This is a genomic window from Ammoniphilus resinae (assembly GCF_017873965.1).
GTDB lineage: Bacteria > Bacillota > Bacilli > Aneurinibacillales > RAOX-1 > Ammoniphilus_A > Ammoniphilus_A resinae.
The window spans coordinates 1-25,338 of record NZ_JAGGKT010000022.1 but is presented as its reverse complement, the minus strand read 5'-3'; the positions used below and the strand labels follow the sequence as shown (position 1 = coordinate 25,338).

The 25,338-nt window shown below is 40.5% G+C and carries 30 protein-coding genes and 1 other annotated feature; of the genes, 19 read left to right on the top strand and 11 right to left on the bottom strand.

The window, feature by feature from the left end:
- Positions 1–78: 78 nt before the first annotated feature.
- On the bottom strand, positions 79–225 hold the full coding sequence (locus tag J2Z37_RS22080; RefSeq protein WP_209812490.1) for a hypothetical protein: 147 nt from the start codon (positions 223–225) through the stop codon (positions 79–81).
- Positions 226–372: 147 nt separating this feature from the next.
- Here J2Z37_RS22080 and J2Z37_RS22075 point away from each other — a divergent pair, with 147 nt between their 5' ends.
- A complete protein-coding gene (locus J2Z37_RS22075; protein ID WP_245204117.1) occupies positions 373–771 on the top strand; it encodes an acyl-CoA thioesterase in 399 nt (132 codons plus the stop codon).
- A gap of 241 nt (positions 772–1,012) precedes the next feature.
- Here the strand turns inward: J2Z37_RS22075 and J2Z37_RS22070 are convergent, their stop codons facing one another.
- Positions 1,013–1,300 (bottom strand): methyl-accepting chemotaxis protein, encoded by a 288-nt coding sequence (locus tag J2Z37_RS22070; protein WP_209812488.1) that lies wholly within the window; start codon positions 1,298–1,300, stop codon positions 1,013–1,015.
- Positions 1,301–1,372: 72 nt separating this feature from the next.
- Positions 1,373–2,005 carry a hypothetical protein gene (locus J2Z37_RS22065; protein ID WP_209812487.1) on the bottom strand — a complete coding sequence of 211 codons (633 nt, stop codon included), beginning with the start codon at positions 2,003–2,005 and terminating at the stop codon, positions 1,373–1,375.
- Between the two features lie 130 nt (positions 2,006–2,135).
- Here J2Z37_RS22065 and J2Z37_RS22060 point away from each other — a divergent pair, with 130 nt between their 5' ends.
- Together J2Z37_RS22060 and J2Z37_RS22055 are read left to right on the top strand one after the other, a co-directional pair.
- Positions 2,136–2,825: a glycosyltransferase gene (locus J2Z37_RS22060; RefSeq protein WP_209812486.1), complete on the top strand. Its 690-nt coding sequence runs from the start codon at positions 2,136–2,138 to the stop codon at positions 2,823–2,825.
- Between the two features lie 99 nt (positions 2,826–2,924).
- Entirely contained in the window at positions 2,925–3,659 is a 735-nt protein-coding gene (locus J2Z37_RS22055; protein WP_209812485.1) for a YheC/YheD family protein, read from the top strand.
- A gap of 6 nt (positions 3,660–3,665) precedes the next feature.
- On the opposite strand, the gene J2Z37_RS22050 is transcribed toward J2Z37_RS22055, so the two are convergent.
- From J2Z37_RS22050 to J2Z37_RS22040, 3 genes are read right to left on the bottom strand one after another with little or no spacing between them, the layout of a single operon-like run.
- Complete coding sequence (locus J2Z37_RS22050) at positions 3,666–4,376, bottom strand: ABC transporter ATP-binding protein (protein WP_209812484.1); 711 nt, start codon at positions 4,374–4,376, stop codon at positions 3,666–3,668.
- Positions 4,373–5,395: a taurine ABC transporter substrate-binding protein gene (locus J2Z37_RS22045; protein ID WP_209812483.1), complete on the bottom strand. Its 1,023-nt coding sequence runs from the start codon at positions 5,393–5,395 to the stop codon at positions 4,373–4,375. Before J2Z37_RS22045 ends, J2Z37_RS22050 begins: the two co-directional genes overlap by 4 nt.
- A gap of 1 nt (position 5,396) precedes the next feature.
- On the bottom strand, positions 5,397–6,212 hold the full coding sequence (locus J2Z37_RS22040; RefSeq protein WP_245204115.1) for an ABC transporter permease: 816 nt from the start codon (positions 6,210–6,212) through the stop codon (positions 5,397–5,399).
- Between the two features lie 220 nt (positions 6,213–6,432).
- On the opposite strand from J2Z37_RS22040, the gene sstT reads away from it, so the two are divergent.
- Both sstT and J2Z37_RS22030 read left to right on the top strand, forming a co-directional pair.
- Positions 6,433–7,671 (top strand): serine/threonine transporter SstT, encoded by a 1,239-nt coding sequence (gene sstT, locus J2Z37_RS22035; protein WP_209812482.1) that lies wholly within the window; start codon positions 6,433–6,435, stop codon positions 7,669–7,671.
- Positions 7,672–7,915: 244 nt separating this feature from the next.
- The gene (locus J2Z37_RS22030) at positions 7,916–8,713 is read left to right on the top strand and encodes a fumarylacetoacetate hydrolase family protein (RefSeq protein ID WP_209812481.1); all 798 of its coding nucleotides are present in this window, start codon (positions 7,916–7,918) and stop codon (positions 8,711–8,713) included.
- Between the two features lie 111 nt (positions 8,714–8,824).
- On the opposite strand, the gene J2Z37_RS22025 is transcribed toward J2Z37_RS22030, so the two are convergent.
- The 4 genes from J2Z37_RS22025 to J2Z37_RS22010 all read right to left on the bottom strand — a co-directional run bounded on the left by J2Z37_RS22025 (position 8,825) and on the right by J2Z37_RS22010 (position 12,121).
- A complete protein-coding gene (locus J2Z37_RS22025; protein WP_209812480.1) occupies positions 8,825–9,232 on the bottom strand; it encodes a hypothetical protein in 408 nt (135 codons plus the stop codon).
- Positions 9,233–9,359: 127 nt separating this feature from the next.
- The gene (locus J2Z37_RS22020; protein WP_209812479.1) at positions 9,360–10,703 is read right to left on the bottom strand and encodes a DJ-1/PfpI family protein; all 1,344 of its coding nucleotides are present in this window, start codon (positions 10,701–10,703) and stop codon (positions 9,360–9,362) included.
- Between the two features lie 43 nt (positions 10,704–10,746).
- Entirely contained in the window at positions 10,747–11,079 is a 333-nt protein-coding gene (locus J2Z37_RS22015; protein WP_209812478.1) for a hypothetical protein, read from the bottom strand.
- A 130-nt stretch (positions 11,080–11,209) separates the two neighbouring features.
- Positions 11,210–12,121, bottom strand: coding sequence for a LysR family transcriptional regulator (locus tag J2Z37_RS22010; RefSeq protein ID WP_209812477.1), 912 nt, complete (start codon positions 12,119–12,121; stop codon positions 11,210–11,212).
- 135 nt (positions 12,122–12,256) lie between these two features.
- Between J2Z37_RS22010 and J2Z37_RS22005 the strand changes: the two genes are divergently transcribed.
- Positions 12,257–13,147, top strand: coding sequence for a DMT family transporter (locus tag J2Z37_RS22005; protein WP_209812476.1), 891 nt, complete (start codon positions 12,257–12,259; stop codon positions 13,145–13,147).
- 49 nt (positions 13,148–13,196) lie between these two features.
- Positions 13,197–13,443 (top strand) — a binding site (T-box leader).
- A 108-nt stretch (positions 13,444–13,551) separates the two neighbouring features.
- Positions 13,552–13,740 carry a tryptophan RNA-binding attenuation protein gene (locus tag J2Z37_RS22000; RefSeq protein ID WP_245204114.1) on the top strand — a complete coding sequence of 63 codons (189 nt, stop codon included), beginning with the start codon at positions 13,552–13,554 and terminating at the stop codon, positions 13,738–13,740.
- 291 nt (positions 13,741–14,031) lie between these two features.
- On the opposite strand, the gene J2Z37_RS21995 is transcribed toward J2Z37_RS22000, so the two are convergent.
- On the bottom strand, positions 14,032–14,283 hold the full coding sequence (locus J2Z37_RS21995) for a hypothetical protein (RefSeq protein ID WP_209812475.1): 252 nt from the start codon (positions 14,281–14,283) through the stop codon (positions 14,032–14,034).
- Positions 14,284–14,484: 201 nt separating this feature from the next.
- Here J2Z37_RS21995 and J2Z37_RS21990 point away from each other — a divergent pair, with 201 nt between their 5' ends.
- The 12 genes from J2Z37_RS21990 to J2Z37_RS21935 all read left to right on the top strand — a co-directional run bounded on the left by J2Z37_RS21990 (position 14,485) and on the right by J2Z37_RS21935 (position 25,038).
- Positions 14,485–15,222: a YheC/YheD family protein gene (locus J2Z37_RS21990; protein ID WP_209812474.1), complete on the top strand. Its 738-nt coding sequence runs from the start codon at positions 14,485–14,487 to the stop codon at positions 15,220–15,222.
- Positions 15,223–15,360: 138 nt separating this feature from the next.
- Positions 15,361–15,882 carry a DUF1036 domain-containing protein gene (locus J2Z37_RS26180; protein WP_209812473.1) on the top strand — a complete coding sequence of 174 codons (522 nt, stop codon included), beginning with the start codon at positions 15,361–15,363 and terminating at the stop codon, positions 15,880–15,882.
- Positions 15,883–16,028: 146 nt separating this feature from the next.
- The gene (locus J2Z37_RS21980; protein WP_209812472.1) at positions 16,029–17,423 is read left to right on the top strand and encodes an L-cystine transporter; all 1,395 of its coding nucleotides are present in this window, start codon (positions 16,029–16,031) and stop codon (positions 17,421–17,423) included.
- A 552-nt stretch (positions 17,424–17,975) separates the two neighbouring features.
- Positions 17,976–19,259 (top strand): ammonium transporter, encoded by a 1,284-nt coding sequence (locus tag J2Z37_RS21975; protein WP_245204112.1) that lies wholly within the window; start codon positions 17,976–17,978, stop codon positions 19,257–19,259.
- A 73-nt stretch (positions 19,260–19,332) separates the two neighbouring features.
- Positions 19,333–20,310, top strand: a complete 978-nt coding sequence (locus J2Z37_RS21970) for a DUF294 nucleotidyltransferase-like domain-containing protein (RefSeq protein WP_209812471.1) — start codon at positions 19,333–19,335, stop codon at positions 20,308–20,310.
- A complete protein-coding gene (locus J2Z37_RS21965) occupies positions 20,310–21,035 on the top strand; it encodes an exonuclease domain-containing protein (RefSeq protein ID WP_209812470.1) in 726 nt (241 codons plus the stop codon). The genes J2Z37_RS21970 and J2Z37_RS21965 overlap by 1 nt, the downstream gene beginning before the upstream one ends.
- Positions 21,036–21,067: 32 nt before the next feature.
- Positions 21,068–22,075, top strand: coding sequence for a methyl-accepting chemotaxis protein (locus J2Z37_RS21960; RefSeq protein ID WP_209812469.1), 1,008 nt, complete (start codon positions 21,068–21,070; stop codon positions 22,073–22,075).
- A gap of 155 nt (positions 22,076–22,230) precedes the next feature.
- Entirely contained in the window at positions 22,231–22,806 is a 576-nt protein-coding gene (locus tag J2Z37_RS21955) for a DJ-1/PfpI family protein (RefSeq protein WP_209812468.1), read from the top strand.
- A 71-nt stretch (positions 22,807–22,877) separates the two neighbouring features.
- Positions 22,878–23,507 carry a DUF2306 domain-containing protein gene (locus tag J2Z37_RS21950; RefSeq protein ID WP_245204110.1) on the top strand — a complete coding sequence of 210 codons (630 nt, stop codon included), beginning with the start codon at positions 22,878–22,880 and terminating at the stop codon, positions 23,505–23,507.
- 179 nt (positions 23,508–23,686) lie between these two features.
- Complete coding sequence (locus J2Z37_RS21945) at positions 23,687–24,064, top strand: hypothetical protein (RefSeq protein ID WP_209812467.1); 378 nt, start codon at positions 23,687–23,689, stop codon at positions 24,062–24,064.
- A 340-nt stretch (positions 24,065–24,404) separates the two neighbouring features.
- A complete protein-coding gene (locus J2Z37_RS21940; protein ID WP_209812466.1) occupies positions 24,405–24,671 on the top strand; it encodes a hypothetical protein in 267 nt (88 codons plus the stop codon).
- A gap of 139 nt (positions 24,672–24,810) precedes the next feature.
- Complete coding sequence (locus J2Z37_RS21935; RefSeq protein WP_209812465.1) at positions 24,811–25,038, top strand: hypothetical protein; 228 nt, start codon at positions 24,811–24,813, stop codon at positions 25,036–25,038.
- Positions 25,039–25,338 lie beyond the last annotated feature (300 nt).

Here is a 25,338-nt window from a genome sequence, read left to right as displayed (position 1 = left end):
CCTCTGATTCGTGACAACTCCTGGTGTTAAAGCGCAGGTCCAGTCGCGAATCCCTCTGATTCGTGACAACTCCTGGTGTTAAAGCGCAGGTCCAGTCGCGAATCCGTCTGATTCGTGACAACTCCTGGCGTAGAAGTGCTGTTCCAGTCGCGAATCCGTCTGATTCGTGACAACTCCTGGTGTTAAAAGGCTGTTCCAGTCGCGAATCCCTCTGATTCGCGACAACTTCTGGTGTTAAAGCGCAGGCCCAGTCCCGAATCCCCTGTCCGATCGGGTCGGAATTGGGAGCGAATGGCTAACATAGTATTCAACCACACTTTAATTGATGGTAAAATACATAATATTAAATCATCTATTAACGGAGGAGAAATCATGGCAATAGTCACCCTGGATATTGTGGTACGGTCTACCGAAATTGATGTGAATGGACATGTGAACAATGCCAAATACCTAGAGTATCTAGAGTGGGGGCGTGAAGAGTGGTACGAAAAAGCTGGATTGACATACGAGAGATTTGCTCAGATGGGGATTCAGACGGTTACCGTTAACATTAATATCAATTACCGGAAGGAATGTAACCAAGGCGATCGCTTAACAATCAAAACATCCCCGGAAAAGGTAGGGCGAACGAGTTATGTACTGAAACAGGAAATTTTTAACCAAGATGGGGAACGATGTGCTGATGCGCTGGTGACTTCGGTTACGATGGATTCCGTGAATCGAAAAAGCCGTGAGGTGCCGGCTGAATTGAGAGAATTATTTCCTGAATAGTCAGATTCGGACTGACAAACGCTGTAACCGTCAAACTGAGTCCGAATGCCCCCTGGATTCGGACTGACGATTGCTGAAAGCGTCAAACTGAGTCCGAATCACCCCTGGATTCGGACTGACGATTGCTGAAACCGTCAGACTGAGTCCGAATCACCCCTGGATTCGGACTGACGATTGCTGTTACTGTCAAACTGAGTCCGAATCACCCTCGGATTACCCCATAAGATCTGGCCGCGACCTATTAAGCGAAGGAGCGCATCAACTCGTTAACAGAATCCTTAATCAGGACAATCAGCTGCTGGATCTCCTGTTTAATATCGCTCAGGATGAAACTTTGCTCTTGGATGGCACTGGTATTATCTTGAATAGACTGATTGATTTCGGTCATTTGATCAGTTAAACCTGAAAATCCAAAGAAGAGGACTCCTATACCAACCACAGCGATAATCAACCATACCCATCCTTGATTATACCAAGGCTTTTTCACCTGTTCGGCTGGTGGGTGTTGTTCTGGATGTTGAGAGTTCATTTCGGATCCCTCCTTTAATTTAATAGTAGCAAGTAAATATGATCAAAATTTAATCATTGTATTATATTTTTTCTATATCTTAAAAAACTCATCGGCTTTATCTAATCTTCGAATACCGATCAGTTCAGTTACGGGCTTTGGTGTTTCGAGAATAAAATCATATCTGCCGGGTTCTTTGCGCTTCTGGATATTGTAGTGCAGGTATTCCAGTTTCCCCCCTCGAAAATCTGCTTGGCTTACCTTCTTGTTTTTCAGGTCATTGATGAGAACAGATACATTGTCATATACTTTACCTTTTGCAGTTGTGAACTTCTTGAATGCCCCATTGTTTGCAGAGCCATCACTTCTTAGAAATCCCACGGGAACACCGGTATAGGATTCAGTTAGCACTCGGGCGTATAACCTGGAAGGAGGGACTCCTTTTGGGCCTTTCCCCATTCTAGCCCGTTGGTATTCTTCAACCGTTTTGTAAAAATACAATCTGTTTCGTTCAATCGAGCCCTTCTTTCCAACATGCCAAATCACGGCGGGAGAGGTAGTAGAAGTGATCGTATTATCAGTTGATCCATTATGAACCCCCGTTTGCCATTTTCCGTTTACAAGTTGCACATATAAAATGCCTACAGCAGTTCCTTTATTGATCGCCAAGCCATTCACATCCTTTTTTACCACGGTATTCACTTCCAAGTACATTGGATTAAACACAACCAGCAGGGCATGAAATTAATCTATTTATTCTAGTAAAAGAGTACAAACCATCTATCTAAGATTTTCATAACTTATAGAAGAATCTATTCGTTAACTTCCAAGGAATAGAGATTTGGAGGTGATGTAGATGGTTTCCATCATTACATGTACGATGCGAAATGAATACATGGAGAATTTGTTTCAAAACTATGAGCGACAGCTTTGGGGTCCGAAGGAATTGATTATCATCCTAAATAGTGACGATATGGAAATTGCGCTTTGGAAGAAACGGGCTAAGTCATTTAAAAACGTCTCCATTTATCAGAAACCTAGTACGGTTACACTGGGGGCCTGTTTAAATGCAGGTGTGCGGCTTGCAAAATATGATTATATTGCCAAATTTGATGATGACGATTACTATGGGGCTTATTATTTAACTGGCATAATGCAAGCTTTTGAGAATACGAATGCAGATATTGTAGGGAAAAAGACGACCTTTTGTTATTTTGAAAACACGGGACAACTTCTGATCCGCGAACCAAATTACGAAAATAGATTTGTTCGTGGCCTTAAAGGCCCGACCATTGTTTTCAAAAAGGAGGTTTTTAAAAAGGTCAAATTCCCTCATGTTAATACGAGGGAAGACTCAAAGTTTTTGAAGAAGTGCATAAGAAGGGGATTTAAAATCTATTCCACAGACAAATACAATTTCACCTATTGTCGAAGGGACTTTAACCAGCATACTTCGTTAGTATCGGATCGTTCTATTTTTAAAAATAGTAGCCTCATTACAACGACAGATCAATTTAGAGGGATTGTTGATAGAAAAATGGATTAAAAAGAACCCTACACAGGGTTCTTTTTTCTACATAAGCTATAGAAGGCCGTTAGCAGTAATGAAAAGGGGAGCATGTTGGTGACCATAAGAGGGAAATACATGAATATGAAAGTAATGGGACGGGATCCATCCCTTCTTTCCTCATTGCCTGAAACGAAACTTTATACAGAAGTAAACTTTGATATGATGATTCAACGATATGAAACGGTAATTCTCAAGCCCAATAGAGGTGGGGGTGGAGCAGGGGTCATGAAGGTGTCCCGCCTAGTTGGAGGGAAGTACATCATTCAGCGGGGAGCCATGAAGAAAGTTTTTTCGAGCAGGGCCAGTACGATCGGTTATATAAACCAATATAAATCATCGAAAACCTACATTGTGCAGCGTTACATCCCTCTGTCAACGATCGACGATAGTCCCTTTGATTTGCGTGTGATGGTGCAAAGGAAAAAAGGAGTTCCCTGGACGATTACTGGAAAACTGGCGAAAGTAGCGGGGACGAATCATTTTATTACAAATGTGGCAAGGAGTAGAGGGTATATCTTACCAGCCTTGAGCGCCTTAACAAAATCCTTTTCCAATAAAAAAGCGGCGGCCATCCTTAAAAAATTGGATCGGATTTGTCTGAGTGCTGCCAAACAGTTGGAAGCTGCCTATGGGTTTCAAACAATCGGCTTTGACATCGCGATTGACCAAAAAGGAAACCCGTGGATCCTTGAATCGAATAGCAAACCTGCAATTTCTTTCTTCCGGAAATTGCAGGATAAAAGCTTTTATCGCCAGATGTTGGATATGGCCCCGTCCAAAGATTATCGCAAACATTTTATGATGCTTTGAAGGAAATTACTGTTCTAATAAGGTGAAGATGCGCGCTGCCGCTTCTTTTTTTTCTGTTCCAATTGAAAGATCCTCTATTACCTTACCAGGGCGGGCGGAAAGGATAATGACCCGAGAACCAAGGGTAATTGCTTCCTCTACATCGTGGGTGACAAAAAGGAAAGTGGTTTGGAAGTCCTTCCAAATCTGAGTGAGAAGCTTTTGCATACTTTTTCGAGTGAAGGCATCTAAGGCGGAAAAGGGTTCATCCATCATAATCATCTCAGGGCGGTTAATCAAAGTTCTGGCCAGGGCTGTTCTTTGTTTCATCCCACCGGAAAGTTGGTAAGGCAGATGGTCGGCAAATTCAGAGAGCCCCATGAGATCCAGATATGCGTCAGCTTGACGAACCTGTTCTTTCCGCGAAACACTTTTCATTTTCAGGGCAAAGGAAATATTGTCCCGAACAGAAAGCCAGGGGAATAAAGTAGCTTCCTGCAACATCATTCCCCTTTTGGCGTCAATATCGGTAATGGCTTCCCCCTGGAACAGAATTTCTCCTTCACTCGGAGCTTGGATCCCGGTGACCATCTTGAGGAGACTGCTTTTGCCGCAACCTGAAGGTCCCACGATCGTGACGAATTCCCCTTTGGATACGACTAAATCAATATCATCTAAGATCCGAATTTGACCGTAAGTCAAAGAGACATGCTTAATATGAAGAAAATCCATTATCATTCATTCGTCACTTTCTCAATATATTCCCCAGAAACGGCTTTATGGAAAGCGTCAGGAGAGGGCACCGACTTAATGAGACTTTGGTTTTTTAGGAAGTGGGCCGTATCCTCAAGAACAGCAGCAAACTTTCCAGGCTGATTAGTTGCACCCAAATATTGGCTGGATGCTTGCTCTTCAGCGGATAGCCAGATCAGTTCTTTCATCATCGTACCGGCTTCCTCCTGTCCGATGTTAAATTCCTTGGAGACGGCAGCAATCGCTTCTTCAGGGTTATCACGATAGAGCTCTACGGCTCGGATTTGTGAGGCGATATATTCCTTGACGACCTCGGGGTGCTGTTTGGCAAATTCGTTTCGGACGACGATGACATCCGCGGTCACGATTCCTTTTTCCACGAGATCTCCGCTGGTAATCAGGATCTGCCCTTGATCATCCACCATCTTTTGCAGGGTGGGATGCCATACATATCCACCGTCAATATCCCCGCGCGTCCAGGCGGCAAGCATATCAGGCGGTTGCATATCGAGGATGTTGACTTCTCCGGGATCGATGCCATTTGCCTTTAGTCCGCTGAGAAGGGTATATTGTGTGGTAGAGCCAAACGTAACGGCAATTTTTTTGCCCTTTAAGTCTTCCATGCTGTTAATTCCCGAGTCTTTCTTTACGACTAGTGCCTCGTTTGCCCCGATGACATCTGCAATCCAGATGACCTGGTAATCTAACCCTTCGCTAATCCCGTTGGCAACAAGGGTAGAACCTAGCAAGCCGATATCAATACTGCCAGAGGCGAGAGCGGTATTGACATCTCTCCCTGAATCAAAGGAATGCCATTTCACCTCCATCCCTTGGATCGTTTCCTCATGCCATCCCTTAGATTTTACAATCGCTTCTGTATTGGGGATTACCTGATAGCCGATGTTTACCACAGCATCTTCGGATTGCTTCCCGCATCCTGCACCTGCCAAGGCGAGAACGAGAAGAACACCTAATAAGAAAAACTTTCGAATCACTTTTGACATCCTATTCTCCTCTTCCTTTCCAAGGAATAATCTTTTTTTCAATAATATTAAACACAGCGTCAATCAGTAGACCGGTTATTCCCATCAAAATAATGCCGACAAACATCACATCACTTTGCAAAAATTTACTTGCATCTAAAACCATCCACCCGACCCCAGAAATAGCAGCTACCATTTCTGCTGCAACCAGGGTTGTATAAATAAAGCCCAGCGATGTCCTCAGTCCAGTGAAAATTTGCGGTAAACAGGAAGGGACGATGACATGGAAGAAAACCTGTCTTGTAGAGGCACCCAAAGTTCGAGCGACAATGACTCTGGAGGGATTAATTTCTTCGATCGCAGACTGACAGGAGATAAAGATCGGGGCGAACCCAGCGAAAAAAAGCAAGGCGACCTTTGATGCGTCACCAATCCCTAGCCAAATGACAAGAACGGTGTAGTATGCGAGAGGAGGTAATGGACGGTAAAAGTGGACGAGTGGGGAGATCATGGCTTGGAGGGTTTTACTGTATCCGCAAACTAAACCGAGGGGAACCGCAATCAGAGTAGCGAGCACAAAGGCCAATCCAATCCGGTATAGACTTACACCCAAATGAACCCAAAGGGAGCTGCCTTTATACCCCTCACCGAAACAGATCGCTAGGAAGGTTTCCCAAACCCTTACAGGGGAAGGAACAAATAAAGGTGAAACCAATCCAGATTCAGCGACGAAGTACCAGCCTGCAAGGAATGTGAGCAAGGTGAAAATGGAAATTCCCACATATTTTATTGAACGGATCGTGTTCACCTCCTGCATTCGCAAACAGTTATCTTCCATAAACTATTAATTTCCGTTTCCGAAAGTGACCTTTCATAAAGGAAATTCCGCCCGTTTTCTAAAAATTAATAAAACCCCCCAAAAATATAATCTATTCATTTTTACGAATAAAATAGTGGATTCAATTCCCTTTGTGCTCGAGCCAATTAATCTTTATAATAGTGCTTATATAAAAGACAGATGTCTTTATGGAGTGGACTTTGATAGCGGGGGAACAGCAATGAAAAGCATATTAAAAAAATGGAATCAAATAAGTCTGGTCAAACAAATCATTATTGGGTTAATTGTGGGGATCGTTCTAGCAGTAACGACTCCAGAAGCTGCAAGACCTGTTATCGTTTTCGGATCTTTATTTGTGGGGGCTTTAAAGGCTATTGCACCGGTGCTTGTACTTGTCTTGGTGATCTCGGCGATCGCCCAACATAAGAGTGGGCATCAAACAAATATGAAATCGATCATTGTGTTCTATCTGTTAGGGACCTTTTTAGCTGGACTGATTGCGGTGATTGCAAGCTTTCTTTTCCCTGTGAACTTAACCTTAGCAGAAGGGGCAGAAGGGGTGGCGCCTCCTGGAAGTGTCATTGAGGTTCTGAAAACTTTGCTAATGAATGTCGTGGACAATCCGATCCATGCGATCGGTGAGGCAAACTATATCGGGATTTTAGCGTGGGCCGTGCTTCTTGGTTTCGCTTTACGAAACGCAGCAGATACGACGAAAACATTGATCGCGAATCTTTCAGATGCGATTTCTAAATTAGTAACTTGGGTGATTAAGTTTGCGCCGTTAGGCATCATGGGTCTCGTCTTTGAATCGATCACGACAAATGGGATAGATGCATTGTTTGGATATGGAAAGCTGCTTGCTGTTTTGATTGGTTGCATGCTCTTTGTGGCTTTGGTTGCCAACCCTATCGTTGTGTACGTGGCGATCAGACAAAATCCTTACCCACTGGTTTTTAGGTGTATTCGGGAAAGTGGGATTACTGCATTCTTCACCCGAAGCTCGGCTTCCAACATTCCGGTTAATATGAAATTATGTGAAAGTCTCGGTTTGAATAAGGATAATTATTCGGTATCCATTCCGCTTGGGGCTACGATTAATATGGCCGGTGCTGCAGTGACGATTTCTGTGTTAACCCTGGCAGCGGTTCATACCCTAGGAATTCAAGTCGATATCCCGACGGCCATTATTCTTAGCATCTTATCAGCCGTATCTGCATGCGGCGCTTCAGGGGTGGCTGGTGGATCATTGCTACTGATTCCTCTAGCATGCAGCCTGTTCGGGATCTCCAATGAAGTAGCCATGCAGGTGGTCGGCGTCGGTTTTATTATTGGGGTGTTGCAGGATTCGTTTGAAACGGCATTAAACTCTTCAACAGACGTTCTTTTCACCGCGACAGCTGAGTTTAGGGAGAGACGAAAAGAAGGAGAAAAGATTAACATTCATAAAGTGGCGTAAGATGATTTGACGCATCGAAGAAACAAGATTAAAATGGCTCTATCGCATTTTGTGAAGGAGCCTCTTTTTATTCTTGGAAACTATTCGGTAGTGGATACAATTCCCGCTTTTTACAAGATTTTAAATATCTTCTGATTACTATTTATATGGCAATTACTATTTTTAATCAATGACAATAGTGTTACACTAGGGTAGGTTAAAATGTAAGGAAACGATTTAATTTTAGATGGAGTGGATAATAGGCATGCAGGTACTACAGAAAACACAAACAATCGTTCGCTATCTAAATGAAAACGGTAAAATATATTATGGATTGGTTGATGGTGACGAAATTTTACAGTTGTCCAGTGATTTCGCTGAAATTGTAAATAATAACCTTAAGTTGGATGGAGTAAAAGTTCAATATAATCATGTCAAAATCTTGGAGCCGGTAGTGCCCTCCAAAGTGGTGAATTTCGGCTGGACATATGCTGCCCATGCAACAGAAACAGGGGGAACAGCCAATCTGAAAGAACCATTCCTGTTCTTAAAACCAACCTCTTCCTTGATTCCGGATGGAGGAGAAATCATTCTTCCCTCAAGCGACTTAACCCAGCAGGTAGAATTGGAGGGGGAAGTTGCACTCGTGATCGGAAAACGAGGGAAAAATATCAGAGAGGAAGATGCTTTGGATCACGTTTTTGGCTGCACGATTTTTAATGATGTAACAGCTAGAGACCTTACCAAAACAGATCCCCAGTTTACCCGTGGAAAAGGGTTTGACACCTTCGGACCGCTAGGCCCAGGGATTGTAACCGGAATTGATCCAAGGAATTTGCGAATCGTTACAAAACTAAACGATAAAGTGGTGCAAGATGGAAATACGAATCAGATGTCACTTTCCATTCCTTTCTTGATCAGCTGGATTTCACAGGTCATGACACTGGAGCCGGGTGATGTGCTGGCTACCGGTTCCCCTTCTGGAAGTTGCCCGATGAAGTCAGGGGACGTTGTCACTGTGGAAGTAGAGAAGATCGGGAAGCTGAGAAATTATGTGAAATAAGAAAAAGAGGTTCGTCACTACGGCTGACGAACCTCTTTTTTAGTGTTTAATTCATAAGAGTTGGGACACTTGGTTATTATACCTATACGTTGCTTAACATGGATGGAGGCCTTAGTGCTTTTGATTTCGTTCCACCTTCTTCTGAAGAGTATTCAGCCGGTCGAGCACTTCTTCTTTCCAAGCAGGGTCGTCCACAGTTTGGGCCATAGAATATAGATCGAGGGCACGGTCAATATGCTCTTTTAAGGTATCACCTAACCTGAGATGTTCAGCCTGGTTTCTGGGATCATACAGGTATTCCTGTTTATTTTGGGAAATATGGGGAGCTAGATCGACTTCCCTGGTCCGATCGCTGATTGCATAATCTTTTAGAAGTTCAAATTCGAGCTCAATGTCGGGATGGACAATCAGTTGATCGCAGGCCAAACAAAAGAGCATAGGGACATTCGTAATCGTTGTTGAGTGATACCGAATATCAGCGATGGTTAGGAGCATATCAGTTCCGCAGCAAAAACTCATGTTCAACCCTCCTCATGATATAAGGGTAGAATAACATAATTTGGGGCTTAAACGAAGTTTCTCAGGAAAGTGGGAGAAGATCTATATGAATAAATTCATTGAGAATCTAGATATACAAGCAAAATGATTATGGCTTCAACAAATTCCTGTTTTTCTTCGTGATCATTCTTCTGTCGATAAGGTAGCCTACAAAGAGCCCCAGCAAAGCAGCGAAAAGAATGTTACCGTAAGTTTCAAGGGGAAACGCTTTTCCTTCCAGATGGATCTCATCCCCGCGGAACTCCAGACGCTTCACGGCATGGTTTGCCGTAAGAAGATCCTCTTGCTTGGCTAAATCTTCGAATTCCACTTCTAACATATATCTCTCCGGGGCGTCACTGTGAATAAACAGAACTTCCTTGTTCCAGTTTTTCATGTCTTTTGCTACCAATTCAGATGCTTCCCTTCCTGGAACGATCATTCGATCTAGTTTAGGTGCATTGGATAAGGAGTGTCTGGAAACCAGGTTCAGACCGTGTTTTGTCATGATCGGCTGCTCTCTGTTGGATATCGAAAGAACCGTTGTTGTACCGGTGTTTGAATAGATATCAAAAACAGAAGAGAGGGCAATTTCCTCCACACCGTTATAGAGCAGGGCGCCTACTTTTTTCCGGTTCCACTGAAAGGCATGATTCATGGCATAAGTCGCTATTTCGAATTCAAAAGGTTCCATTTTTGGATTTTGCACGAAGTGGTAAGTAGGATAGTTTAGCTCTTTTGCGATTTTTGCTGCCATCGGCTCGCCTAGTTTTTGTGAAATGACATAGAGCGAGGCATCGATTCCTGATGAAACACCGGCCGAGGAGATGATGTTTCCGTCCTCAACGTACCGCTGATCGCTGATCCAGTTTGTATCTGGATAATCCTTTTCAAAAACCCCTAAGTTAAGCCAATGCGATGCTGCTGACTTTCCCTTTAATAAGCCTGTAGCCGCTAGGTTTCCCGATCCCCCGCAAATGCTTAAGAACGTGGCCTCGGCATGTTGCTGAATCCACTTTCGGATCGGTTGAAATTTTTCTTCGTCATTCCCATTCATAAAAGGGATCGCGATAATGTCAGGACTTTTCCCTAGTAATTGATCCAGTTCCTGAAAAGAGTAGTGGGGGACCACGTCGAGGCCGCCAGTCAATGTTTTTACCTGATTGTCTGAGGCAACAGCATAGACGTTATAAGCTCCTGTTCTTGAGAATACTTCGTATGGAATCATAAAATCGGAGCCATACGTGGATTCGTTTCCCAACAGGACAGCAACCGTCGGTTTTTTTGGATCATATTTAGGTTTTGCTATTCCTTGCAAAGAGGGAAGGGGCTCCTTACGATTCGCTTGATAGAATGCGTCCCTTGAACTTTGAAATCCGAACCATCCCATCCCGCCCACAAACACCACGACTAGACTTATATAAATAACCAGACGTAGGAATAAGCTTTTCATATTTTTTCTCCTCCAAAAGGGTTTTAGTTGCGGATAGGGTAGCCTACCATCCGTTGTGAATTAAAGCAGCGATTACATACCCGAGTCCAATCAGCGCTGAAATGGATGTGAGTGCAATCTTCGCTTTGTGAATAAACCTATCTTTTAATAATTCATACACCGACCATAGAACGGTGACCAGGGTTAGCACAATCATCACACGCTGGAACGGAAGCATGCTATCCATGCTCATACTCATTAATTCACTAGCCGTTCCTCCTAGTGCGATAAAGATAAGCCCATGCAGCCAATGTTGAGTAGCTAAAAAAGTAAGAATCATCGGTAGAAACATAGAGACCTTTCGCCATTTTTTCATTTTTGTGCAACATGATTTCATTGTTATTTCCTCCTAAGGTGATATTCCGATAAACACACTATAAACGGGTATTGTGAACTCAATATGAACGGTAACATACAAAAAATCCGATCCCCTAGACTTAGGATGAGTCGGATTTTTAATGTGTTTATTATGAGAGGATATCAGTTTCTTTGGACGGGACATTCATTGTGCGTGATGCGGTCTCGAGAAACTGTTTAACTAACGTTGAATTGTCATCGGTTCGCCAGGCGATGCACATTTCTACACGGGGGGCAGTTCCTTCAATTTCTATATACACGACGTCTCGTGCATGCAAGTTCACTGTTGATTTTGGGACGATACTGATCCCAAGTCCTGCTGCAACCAAACCTATTACTGTTTGGATTTCTTTCACTTCTTGTCGGATGTGTGGGCTGAAACCAGCATCACGGCATTTCGAGAGGATATCATCATACCAGCTTGGCCAAATCTCTCTTTCCACTAATATAAATCGTTCTGTGTATAGATCACCCATTGATAGGGAAGAACGTTCCGCCATCGGATGCGATTTCGGTACGACGGCAATACAGGTCTCTTGATGAACGGGCAAAAGGGATAGGAGCGGGTCAACCACAGGGGTTCTTACAAAACCAATGTCGATGTCCCTTTTGTGAAATGCCTCAATTTGCATGGGTGTAGGCATTTCGCGAAGAACTAAATCTACGTGGGGGAACTGCTCTTGAAACGCTCGAACGATGATTGGAAGAATATCGAATGTTGCGGATCCAACAAAGCCAAGAACTAACCGCCCAAGCATCCCCATGTGTGCCCTAAGAGCTGCAGTCTTAGCTCGCTCCAATTGGATCAGTATGTGATGAACGTCTTGCAAGAAAACCTTTCCTGCGTTTGTAAGCTCTACATGTCTTTTTGATCTCTTGAACAACTCGACTCCAAGTTCCCTTTCAAGTTGTATAATCTGTTGACTTAAAGGTGGTTGTGTCATCTGTAAGCGAATTGCCGCGCGGCCAAAATGCAGTTCCTCTGCTACTACGGTGAAATATTCAAGCTGACGAAGTTCCATAGCTATTCCCCTCCTCATTAAGTCGTTTTTCGACTTAATAAAACATCATTTATATATTAGACACTAATTTATAGCCGGTGTAAAGTATGGTTAGCACTAAGATGAAGTTGGAATGAGGGAAGAGGGGATAATAGGATGAATGCTTCGATGGCTATGTTGTGTATTATCTGGGGATTTAATTTTGTTATCATGAAATTGGGTAATGGTGCGTTTCCGCCTGTTCTGTTTGCCGCATTTCGATTTCTAACGGGTGCCATCGTACTCCTCGGTGTGAGTTTGATGAGAAGGATATTCTTGCCGAATAGATCGGATTTGAAGTGGTATATTCTGTGCGGATTCTTTCAAACCACCTATTTTAATATCGCGATTCAAATATCCCTTAACTATGTAAGTGCGGGTCTTACCTCTGTTCTAACCTACAGCATGCCGTTATTCCTTTCAATCATGGCACATTTGTGGATTCCTGGAGAACAATTGACTGTAAGAAAGACGTTTGGAATTGTGCTAGGCCTATTCGGTTTATTTCTCGCCATGAATATCCATATAGGTGGGTCTCTATGGGCTGTATTACTGGCATTAAGCTCCGCTATTTCTTGGGCTGCAGCTAACCTACTTTTTAAACTGAAATTAAAGCATTGTGATAGTATTCAATTTACAACCTGGCAAATGACGATTGGGGCAGTCGGATTATTGGTATATTCTCTTTCATTTGAAGATGGGGGATCGAACTGGGGATTCATGCCGGTCGTTTATATTCTGTTTTCAGGGATTGTCGCTTCTGCTTTGACTTTTGTTATGTGGAATCATATTTTGAGTCGAACGGAAGCTAGCAAAGCATCCATTTCTTTACTGCTTGTACCTGTCGTGGGTGTTATTTCCGGATGCCTATTTTTGCAAGAAAGCTTTGAAATACATACATTGGTAGGAATTATGCTTGTACTCGTAGGAATATGGATTGTAAATAGAAAAAGAAATCCTGATGCTACTGTGAAAGGGCAGCGTAGTTTGGTTTCTAAAGAACTGTAAACCCGTTGAAAATATAAACGAATTGTTATAAACTGATATCAATTATGATATTTTTGCGTTGATGGAGAAGAGTAGGCATGATTGACACTTCAGAGAGCTGATGGATGGTGAAAATCAGTGTGGGATTCATGTTGAATGGGCTTCGGAGCAACCAAACCGAAATGTGGAGTAGGCTTTGGCGGAAAGGTCTCACCGTTAAAAGAGACGGGGTATCGATTCTGTTTCTGTACCCTATGAAGTGCGTTTGTAGTTAATACAAACGAATAAAGGTGGCACCGCGGCTTTCCGTCCTTTTTACCGAGGATGGAAGGCCTTTTTTGTATGTTTCAAAGGGGGAATGAGCATGGGAGATGATTGGTGGCGGTTTGACTTGAACAGAAAATTAAAAAACTGGAGGGATTTTGATGGGTAACGTGATTTTTACAACAGATGATTTGCAAGTGCAGTGTCCTGAATGTAAAGGGAAAGGAGAGGTAAACCACGATGGAACGACTACTTCTTGCGAAAAGTGTGAAGCGAAAGGGGTTATTCTTACTGGGTTAGGGCAAACACTTCTTCATTTCGTAAAGAGTCATTTGAAAATTGAAACTTAAGTGTTATGGCCAAATAGCGAATTCTGAGTCCGATTGAAACCTAAAAGTGGTTGATTTAGTGGGAATAGAGGAATATTTTTCCGTTATTTGATTTTTGGCACCTAAAGTAACAAAAATAGCGGAAGAAAATTCCGTTATTTTTGTTTGCAAACGTTTTCAAATAGAGATAAAAAGAAAATAACGGAAGAATTTTCCGCTATTTCGCTTTTTTAAATTAAGTGATCGGGGATTACGGAACTTTTTTCCGTTAAATCCCTTAATCTGAATTTATCCCCCGTATGTTATGCGAGATTATCCCACAATATATAAATTTTCATTATTCACAGCTAGATATCGAATAGAAGAAGCCCAAAGCACAAGATCAATTCTTTGCTCTTCGGTATGGTCCATCATAATAAATTCTGGAAATGTACAGTTGTATTTCTTTTCGAATGCTAAAACGTAGCGGCGATTTAGCATAGCAGTTTCTCTTTGGCGATCTTCCTCATAGTCGTAGTCATGGTTAAAGTCAATTTCAATTTCATCAAAAGTATTACGCACCATTCTAACATTTCCCTCCTTATATTTTATAATGGCCGTCTAAATTTTTATAATACTATTATATCTTATTGGGACAAAAAATGCAACTATGGACATAAAAAGTCCCTATGACTATAGTAAAATTTCGGTTGCATAGGTAGATACCGTTCCTCTCTTCGCATTACATACGTAATCTGACACTAGCTTTGATTAGGAGGTGGCCTGTTGGGGGGGAAATATTGGTTTCATCGTATATTTCAAAAGGAACGAGCCGTTAAAGCTTATTTACCAAGTACAGCGATCTGTACACTGTCATCATTAAAGACGTATTTGAAAAAATATACAATGGTTTATATCAAACCAACGGGGGGAGGACGCGGGATTGGAATTATTAAGGCATGGAGGAAAAGGGATAAGTATTATTTTGTGGTAGAGAAAGGTAAAAAGACTTCATGCAATTCCGTCCAAAAACTATATAAAAAACTAAAACTTGCAAGGAAAAAAACTCACATCGTTCAACAGGGGATTAAATTGGCAAAGATTAATGGACGTCCTTTCGATATCCGATTAATGATGATGAGAACCAAAGATGGGAAATGGAGCCACATCGGAATGGTTGCAAAAGTAGCCGGGAAAAAAAGCATTATAACGAATGTGGCTAGAGGAAAAGGGTATGTAACTACCGTGAATAAGGCCATGAAGAAATCTTTAGGGATCGGACGGAAAAAAATCGCTTCAATAAAAAAGGAAATGATCCAATTAGCTCATGATTGTACTCGCGTATATAGCAAACACCGGTATGAATGGCAGATTGGCTATGATATTGCTGTGGATAAAAATGGCAAGGTTTGGCTAATTGAAGCGAATCCTCGAATTCCAGCTCATTTTTTATTTAAAAAGTACAAGGGAACTTTTAAAAAAATTAGGAAACTAGCGAAATATCATAGCAAGAAAAAGCATTAAATAACCTTTTTACTGCCTAATATCGATAGTGATAGCTTCAAAATATTACTACTGGTAATACGTCCAATCATTTATTCAAAAACCCGAATAGATTAATTACGCGTACTAAAGCGTAATCATGGAATAAGGTGGGATATAATGAGTCTCTTTTTCAGGAATAACACCCCGAATACCCTGTATGTTGTCATCGCTGGTCCTGATTCCGACTGTAGTCCTACTCCTTTAGTGAAGGCAGGCTATTACCCCGTACAACCTGGTAGAAGTACGGTGGTATGGAATGGATCTGTCGCAAATACCACATTTTATTATTACGCATTTGACACGGTAGGGAATACGTGGAGCGGTAATTTCTTTACCAGGATCCCTACGGATCGAGCATTCAACATGTGTTGGGTAGCGGATTGCGGAGTGACCAACTGTAGAACTGTGGGTTTGAGAAGTTTACCGATCGGGAATTTTACAAACTTCACCCTTACCCTTTTTATTTCTAATTCTAAAACAAAAGTTAGTTCTAAAAATAACCGGATGCATAATTCTAATTACAAAATTCGTCATTTTAAATTCAAACTAAGTAAAAAATGTATTGCCAGATCATCTGTTAATGGAAAAACGAAATCGAACCGGACTCAAAAATGTTTATGTGTCAAGAGGAAAAGGTAGTACCATGTGGATGGAGAGCAACTCCATCCTCTTTTTTTACAAAAATATTTAAATCCCACTTTACCAATTGGATTTATTATCATATAGTAATAAAGTAGATTTTCACTCTATCAAACTAAATATTTTACATCAAGGAGAGGACCATCTTGAATACGTTTCTAGTTATCATTAATATCTTAATCTTTCTAGCAATCATTGTCGGATTGTACATGATGCAAAAGAAACATGTCACGTTTTCAAAACGTGTATTTGCGGGACTTGGTTTAGGAATATTATTTGGCTTTATGATGAATCTTTTTTATGGGATGTCTTCAGACATCACCAAAACAACGATTGAATGGTTTAACATTGTCGGTTCCGGTTATGTGAAGTTCCTGCAAATGGTAGTCATGCCATTAGTATTTATCTCGATTGTTGGGGCCTTTACAAAGGTAAAACTTTCGAAAAATCTGGGGAAAATCAGCAGTTATGGGATCGGGATATTGCTCATCACAACAGCCATTGCTGCGGCAATTGGGATCGGATCTGCGCTCGGCTTTGGGTTAGAAGGGATTCAGTTGCAAAACGGTGAAGCAGAACAAGCCCGGAATGAAGCATTGAGCGAGAAAGTCGTATCGGTGGAAGATCTAACGATTCCACAACAGATTCTTTCGTTTATTCCATCCAATCCGTTTTCGGATTTGACAGGATCTCGCCCTACCTCAACGATCGCGGTTGTGATCTTTGCCTCCTTTATTGGGATGGCGTATTTAGGGGTAAGACGGAAACAGGAAGAGCAAGCCGAATTGTTCGCAAAAATAGTGGATGCTCTATATGCTATCATTATGCGCGTAGTTACATTAATCCTCCGGTTAACACCATATGGGGTCTTAGCTTTAATGACAAAAGTAGCGGCAACAAGTGATTATCAATCGATCATAAACTTAGGTAAATTTGTTGTTGCTTCGTATGTAGCCCTTTTTGTGATGTTCTTAATCCATTTATTATTGATTAGTTTTGCAAAGTTAAGCCCTGTAACTTATGTGAAAAAAGGATTACCGGCGTTAACCTTTGCTTTTACTTCTCGTTCGAGTGCGGGTACTTTACCGCTGAATATTAAAACGCAAACAGATGGCTTTGGCGTATCCGAAGGTGTGGCCAACTTTGTTGGACCGTTCAGTTTAACAATTGGACAAAATGGTTGTGCAGGGATCTACCCAGCCATGCTAGCGATTATGGTTGCTCCGACGGTTGGCATCAATCCACTAGATCCAGGCTTCATCCTCACGCTCATCGTTGTAGTGATGATTAGTTCATTTGGTGTAGCCGGTGTAGGCGGCGGGGCAACCTTCGCTTCCTTGATCGTGCTTTCGGTCATGAACTTGCCGATCGCGATCGTTGGCTTGCTAATCTCTGTTGAACCCTTGATTGATATGGGACGCACCGCATTAAATGTTAGTGGCAGTATGACATCTGGTATTTTAACCAGTAAAATTACTGGCGATTTAAATGAGGAAGTCTATCATAATAAAGAGGGATTAGACGGAGTAGTAGAAGTATAAGGATTTATGGATAATTTTAGAGGATAGATAGTTATTATAAAACTATTTATCCTCTTTTTTATTGGTAAGTGATAAATACACCAACTGGTTTAATAGTAAGAATGCTAATTGGTGGAGTACATATTTTTTCAAATAAAATCTTCTATTAAAGAGATGGAAGCTTACCTACTCATCAAATGTTGCTACTAACTGATTTAAAGAGAAATTTGTTCCTTCATTAAATTTATTGAGTTTGAGTTAAAACGTTCTGATTACCTTATCAATGTAAGTATCAAATCAAATTAAATGTAACATTTTGCGCAAACATATATCAAAAATAGATCAATAATATAAAAAACTGATATTGTTTAGATTGATTACGAGGAATATAATGACAAATGTAAGGTTATTTAACATCAATTTGTAAGAAATCATTACATGGATAGGTGGTGAAGGGATGGAATAAAAAAACGCCTCCCATGGCCGTGGGGGCGTTCTGATCAGGCAAAACGTTGACAGTCTATGCCTGATTCTAATTTTACCATATTTAGAATCTAAAAAAAGAGGTGTGTTATGGAACGATTGCCATCTATTTCAGTGGAAATGTTTTTAATGAATAGTTTGTGGACCATGGTCAGTGCGATCTTAGTTATTTTCATGTATGGTGGGTTTATTTTACTCGAAGCTGGGTCAACCCGGATGAAGAATGCAGGACATATTGCAGGAAAAACCGTTTTTGCAGTTGGACTCACTTTTTTAGTTTTTTGGGCAGTAGGGTACGGATTTATCTTTGGTAGTAATGGCAACTTTTTTACCGGGATGTCGGATTTCTTCTATGCTGGACAGCAAGCGGAAGGGGCGTCACTTTCAACGACTGTATTCTTTGTTTTTCAAAGTGCATTCGCAGCCATTTCGGTTTGTGTAGCACTCGGTGGTTTTGCAGAACGGGCGAAATTTTCAGTGTACGTAGTCTTTACGGTGTTATTCTCAGTACTCGTATATCCGGTTGTTGCTCACTGGATCTGGGGCGGTGGTTGGTTAGCTGAACATGGAAAGCAAGATTTTGCAGGTTCTACGGTTGTTCACTTAACAGGTGCAATGGCTGCTTTGGCAGCAACGATCTTGTTGAAGCCAAGAATTGGAAAGTATAATAAAGATGGTTCAGCAAATAATCTTGCAGGACACAACCAAGTTTATACTGCTTTAGCTGTATTGATCTTATGGGTGGGTTGGTTCGGCTTTAATGCGGGTAGTACGGTGTCTGTGGATGAAGGATTTTTTGGATTTGTCGCTTTAAATACGAATCTTGCTGCCGGAGCAGGTGCAGTAGCCGCCCTTACCATTTCTTGGATCGTACTTGGGAAGTCAGATATCATTACCACATTAAATGGAGCCTTAGCTGGCCTCGTAGCAATCACCGCATCTTGTGCCTTTGTCGATACATGGGCAGCCGTTGTGATCGGATTCATTGCAGGAATTCTTGTATTTTATAGTGCTAGATTCTTCGAAAAGAGGAAAATCGATGATCCCATCTTTGCTTTATCTGTTCACGGAACAGCAGGGGTTTGGGGAACATTATCCACTGGTTTCTTTGCTACACCAGAACTTGCAAGCGTTGGTTCGGCTGGACTATTCTATGGTGGCGGATTTGGGCAGTTAGGGGTCCAGTTTATGGGAGTTGTTACCTCTGGGGCCTACGCTTTTGCTATATCTTTTCTTATCTTAGTCATTGCTAGCAAACTGCTAAATGGATTACGTGTCAGTGAAGAAGAAGAAATCATGGGATTGGATATGAGTGAACACGGAAGTTACGGATATCCAGAACAATTTATAACGAAGAATAACAAAGTAAGCTAATTTCGTCATTTATTTCATGAGTCGAAAGCCTCTGTAAAGAGGCTTTCCCTCTTTATATAAAGGGTGTGTTGCCGTGATCAGTGATTTTGAATCCTATGAGTCAATTAAACTGTGGAAAGAAAGTAAAATTTCCAGTTGTCTATCGAATGCCTTCCTATTAAATCAGTTGCACGATTCAGTCATGAACAAGGTCTTTGAAGTGGCAAGTGTTCGGTTAAATAAAGGAAATCCCCCCTGTTCTTACTCTTGGTTTGTTACAGGGAGTAGTGGGAGGTATGAACAGGGGCTAATCAGCGACCAAGATCATGGCATTATTTTCGAAATAGCGAGCCCGAAGAACGAAGAGTACTTTTTAGAACTTGGGAAAGAAATTTCAGATGGGTTAGATGTTGTTGGATATCCCTATTGTCAGGGAAATGTCATGAGCTCGAATCCGCTTTGGTGTCAATCATTCGAACAATGGAGAGCTCAGCTTTTCGTTTGGATGGAGAAGAATAGTTGGGATACGATTCGAAACCTGCAAATCTTTTATGATGCGAGACATTTGCATGGGACAGATCGCTATGTAGATGAATTGAAATCGTTTATTTATACCTATCAAAAGAAGCATCCTATGCTGCTAAAACGTTTCATGGAAAATGTGATGCATATCAAAAGGTCAGTAGGTCCTTTTGGTCAGATTATCGTTGAAGAACATGGAGAACATCAGGGATCCATCAATCTTAAATATGCTGTTTTTCTTCCCTACGTCAATGCGATAAGGATTTTAGCTATCAAAGAGGGGCTTACGGAAACTTCAACATTGGCTCGGATTGATCAACTATCTCAAATCAAAACATACAGTGAAATGCTGCAGTCCGTGAAAAGCAATTTTCAAAAGCTATTAGATTATCGTCTTTCATTAACCCATATCCAATCCTATAAAGACACACATTTCTTAAACATGAAAAACCTCGATAGTCAGGGAAAAAAAGAAATCAAAAGAATTCTTAAAGATGGCAAAAAACTCCATTATTATGTCTGTAGACTAGTAGAAAAAGGGTGTGAATGATGCCATTTGAACCATTTTTTTATTTTATGAGAGGAATCCATGGGAAATTAAATAATCACGGCCCCGGAAGTGTCTATGGTGGTCAAGATTACCAACATGCTGCCTTTTTAAGACGAATGCAAAAGGAAATGAGGCAAGATGAAGTCTTGGATGTTCCATTAACCGCATTAAATGTAGTTGTATTTGACTTTGAAACCACCGGTTTTTTTCCCGAAAAGGGGGATGAAATCATTTCCATCGGCGCAGTGAGGGTTTGCGGGGGAGAAATCCAAGAAGATCCTTTCTATTCTTTAGTTCGGTATGAACAAGAGCTCTCTTCTGAGATAGAGATCTTAACAGGATTAACTAGGGAGCAGTTAAAAGATGCTCCGTTGCTTTCGGAAGTCCTCATTCGCTTTTTTCATTTTACTCAACATAGCCCTCTCGTCGCCCATCACGCAAATCATGAAAAAAGTTTTTTGCAGCACGCCAGCTGGAAGCTTTTTCGGACCCAGTTACAGCATCGCATTGTTGATACTTCCTTTCTTTATCGGATTGCAGAACCAAGCTTAAAGCTTGTTCGATTAGAAGACTTATGTAATCACAACGATATTTCTATTGTCAATCGTCATCATGCCTTGGGAGATGCCATGCTAACCGCCCAGCTATGGAGTATTTATATTGAAAAAGTTAACCAATTAGGCTGTAAAACATTGCGCGATGTTTATCATCGCCTTGCCAGGTGAAAACAAATGATCGAAAAGGTGGTATTTCAATCATGATTTTAGAGAAAGAACAAACACTTAATGCTTCTCTTTTAATGAATGAGCTTAAACAGGCAAACAAAAAAATGAGGGAGGTAGTAAAATCAATTGATTTTATTTCTTCTCAAGCGAATTTACTCGCACTGAACTCGGCAATTGAAGCTGCACGTGCAGGTGAGGCTGGGAGAGGTTTTTCAGTTGTCGCCAATGAAATCAAACGTTTTTCAGAGCAGAGTAAACAAGCAAACGAAACAAGTTATGAATTAATCCAAAACATTCAAGAGAAAGCAAATGAAATCATTGCCGTTCGAACGGCTGATCTAGCTTTTGACACCATCGATAAAATTGATCGCAATCTATTTGAACGGAACTGTGACGTTCAGGCTTGGGCGACGTTTAATGAAATAAGGGACTGTCTACGGCAAGAGAGTGAAACAAATAGGGTAAATGCAACTAAATTTATGAAGCAAATTGTAGATATTTATGAAGTTTATTTTGATATGTTCGTAGCGAACAATGATGGCATTGTTCTTGCTGCAGGAATAGACCAAGAACTGGTTGGAAGTGATGTATCAAAAAAAGAATGGTTTAAAAAGACGATGGATATAAAAGATGTCTATGTGACCGATATGTATTATTCCGATTCTATGAAAGGACATACCGTAGCTTATTCTTGTCCTGTACGTGATGAAAAAGGTGTGCTTTTAGGTGTATTTACAACTCGATTCAACTGGAATTTTATCTATGACATTATCGATGCCGTAAAATTAAATGAAGGAAGCGAGTTGTTTGTCATTAATAACAAAGGGATCGTCATTGGATCCCGTGATCGTAAAGGCGTTTTACATAACAATTTATCCTCAACAAGGGCCGTTCGAAAATTGATGAATGGTGAAACATATGGATATACCGTTGAAAATCAGTATGGCAAAGAAAAGATCGTTGCGTTTTGTCGGACAAAAGGTTACAACGCATACAAAGGCAAGGAATGGTCAGTGATTGTAAGTGAGACAATTTCATAAAAATGGCTTCCGAATTAAGGAGTCATCTTTATTGAAACGGAAGGATTGTGGAATAACCGAAAGTCTAAGTATTTTTGGTCGTCCGAAAGGTGTTTTCTGTTAATTTGGGGAATTATAACACATGGTTTCATATATAAAAATAGGAGTGATAATCAATGAAGATTGCTTTTATTCTTTTTGAAAAGGTGACTTCTCTGGATTTTGTTGGTTTCTATGATGGCGTTACAAGATTGAAAACCATGGGGTTTATAGATGAACTAAGTTGGGATTTATGTGCTTATGATGAGCAAGTAAACGATGACCGTGGAATTACATACAAGATTGACAAAATACGTCCAAATTTGTCTGGCTATGATTTACTATTTATACCAGGTGGGATGGGAACCAGAACACTCATTCATGATAATAAGTTTATTGAGTGGTTAAAAACGGCTAAAGAAGTGCAATACAAAGTTTCTGTATGTACGGGTTCCTTGCTTTTAGGAGCTTCAGGTTTCTTAGAAGGAAAAAAAGCAACAACTCATCCTAATGCTTATGAATTGCTTAGAGTATACACGAAAAATGTTGAAACACAGAGAATTGTAAGAGATGGAAATATCATAACTGGTGGAGGAGTGGCAACTTCCGTAGATCTCGGGTTATATATCTGTGAACTTCTTGCTGGCAAAGAAGCAGTAATGCAAATCCAAAAGCAAATGGATTATCCCTACTATTGTGTAGAAGAAGTGTAAGCAATTAAATCTTAGTTATCCAGAATCTATTTTACTAGGGGAGTTATTATATTGAATGAGAGGGGAATTTTTTGAAAAGAGTATTATGGTATATCATGGTTTTTTTAGCAATTGGAATAGCCGGATATGCGGTCGTACAGTATTTATTTATAGGGGCAAATAAAGCAGGCTTTATGGATATGAAAAAGGATGAGATACTACCTCGAATTTGGTATCTAGCTCTTTATTTACATGTTATTGGAGGTAGTATTTCTTTAGGTTTCGGTCCCTTTATTTTTCTTGAGAAGACCCGCATAAGACGAATATCTCTACATCGCCAACTCGGTAAATTTTACTTATTGGGGATTCTGTTAGGTGGTTTATCAGGACTTTATATGGCTTTTTATGCTACCGGTAGCTGGGTTTCTAAAACTGGTTTTGGTATGCTAGCGGTCTTCTGGTTAGTGACAGGAATAATGGCCTATTCATCAATTCGCAGAAAAGAAATAGAACAACACCAAAACTGGATGATCAGAAATTATGCATTAACCTTAGGAGCGGTTGCGCTTAGAATTTGGATGCCAATATTTCTTATGTTTTTCGGCCGGGAAAATTTTGATACAAGTTATTTGGTTATCGCTTGGATAAGTTGGGTTCCTAATCTAGTAATTGCTGAGCTTGTAATTGGCTGGAATAAACAGAAATTCTCTGGATTTGTATAAAATAAGAAATCTTACCTAAGAAACCAATCATCTCGACTTTTACTTGGATGGTTGAGCCATCGGGAATCGATAATGGAACAAAGCCAAAAATCGGCTATCTACGAGTAAGCCGATTTTTATTGTGTTAACGGGCAGTTAGGAAATATTGAATTTGTTTTATAATTAAAAGGGGGGCTTTGATGTTACTAAGAAAATTTTTAGGATTTGTTTTAACCACTCTCTTAACTGGATTAATTCTTAACCTTTTTTTTGCAATAATGGATGGCTATGATAAGTTATTTGCTGCACTTGGTGTACTTCTTGTAGGTGCAGCTCCATTTATACTTCTTATTGGCTTACCAGTATCTATCTTATCTGATTATCTAACAAAGAATTTAAACGGCAAACAAAGATATAAAAAGGCATTTTTGATTCATATTATCTTTGGTCTAATTATTGGATTAGTTCTTTCTTTCTTTTTTGAGCATTTATTTCTTGTTGTAATAACATTAACAGCCGCAATAGTATTCTGGATACTTGATGAAATTTTGAGGAAGAAATTTAAGGGTACTAAATAAATACCCTTTTTGTAGCGAAGGATTGGGAAAGCCTTGTGTAATATGTTTGATGACCAAATCAACAATTGTCTTTATACGAGGAGTGGGAACCCGGAATATGATTTTAGATAATGGAAAATACTTAAATTGTTAATAAATAGTAATAATAACCTTATCTGAATTGGGAGTTTCTAAAACATGCTGATGGAGCGTTTAATTCTGGAAGCAATGTGGCTGTTATCACTTTTCTTAGCTGAAACCTTGTGAAACGGTATAATTGTTCGGCAATCAGGACCTTACTATGGATTAAAATTTTTTGGTTAAATAACAGAAACGAACCCTATTGTTTAGGAGTGATCACATGTTGCTAACGGGGAACATTATTTCAGGAGAATTTGATGAACTCATGAACGAATTTTCTTTACAGAAAGTAAAACATTTCACCACAGAATCGACTATTAGAGAAAGCCAGTTAAAAAGTCTTTATGATTACTTAAAAAAACACGAGAAGGACATAGATGGTCAAATCATTACTTTATATGATCAAATGCCTATACAGTTGAGCCAAGAGGAAATTAATCTCTTAATAAGTGATCTTGAAAAAGTTCAGTTAATGTTTCGTCAATGAATGAACTAAGAATGAAATACTAACGATCTTCTATTACAGGAAGTTCGTCTAGAAATACCCTTTACCGGGAAAAATACATTTCAGGGATGCCGTTGAAGGCAAAGTAATTTCATATTTTTTAAAAGAGGGGCTGAAATGGATGGCCGAAGATAAAGACCGTATTCACAATGACGCTGATGATGATTTTATTAACGTAACAGATGCGGTTGGTACTACAGTTGGTGTTATCGCGGGCGCAGCAGGAGGTTCCCTTCTTGGTCCGCTTGGTACCGTTGCAGGTGCTATTTCCGGTAGTGTGATAGGGGATGCGGCTGGTGCCATCGTTGATGATCTTGCCAACGACGTTGACCTAGATAAGGAAAAGTAATTTAATCCAGTACCTACTCTACAAAGGGACATTGAGAGCTTAATAAAGCTATGCGATTCCCTTATTCTTTTTAAACCGAAAACACACAGTGAAATTGCTTCACTGTGTGTTTTTCTGCGTGATTCTAAGTGAACCCGGAATAACCGCTTTTCTTATTATTTACTTTGTTGCAGCATCAACAGTAGATTTTTTTCATCAGCAACTTCTGCGAATGTCAATAAAAAAGTAGACCACGTGCTGAGAAAATAGTAGGCCACTAGTGATGGAAAAATAATAGACCATTTTTATAAAAACGCTGAA